The sequence below is a fragment of the Paraburkholderia sp. SIMBA_027 genome (assembly GCF_046535315.1).
Classification (GTDB): Bacteria; Pseudomonadota; Gammaproteobacteria; order Burkholderiales; family Burkholderiaceae; genus Paraburkholderia; species Paraburkholderia tropica.
This window is the reverse complement of record NZ_JAWRWY010000920.1, coordinates 1-261: the sequence shown is the minus strand read 5'-3', so window position 1 is coordinate 261 and position 261 is coordinate 1. Positions and strand designations below refer to the sequence as shown.

1 protein-coding gene is annotated in these 261 nt (G+C 54.0%); it reads left to right on the top strand.

The window, feature by feature from the left end:
- Positions 1-130: peptide-methionine (R)-S-oxide reductase (locus tag SB764_RS41775; protein ID WP_410867002.1), on the top strand; the 130-nt coding region annotated here is incomplete at its 5' end.
- Positions 131-261 lie beyond the last annotated feature (131 nt).

Here is a 261-nt window from a genome sequence, read left to right as displayed (position 1 = left end):
GGTGCGCACCGAAATCCGCTGTTCCAATTGCGATGCCCATCTCGGCCACGTCTTCCCCGACGGCCCGCCACCGACAGGGCTGCGGTATTGCATCAATGGGCGTGCGATGGTGTTCGAGCCGGAGGAGTGATCAGCGGCGGCGGCCGATAAAACATAGTGAAAAGCAGAGATCTTCGTTGTATAAAGATCGGCATGAGTACTGATGGGATTTCAAAAATGAAATTGCAGAAATTTCTGGTCTCTGCGACGGCCGAATTACAG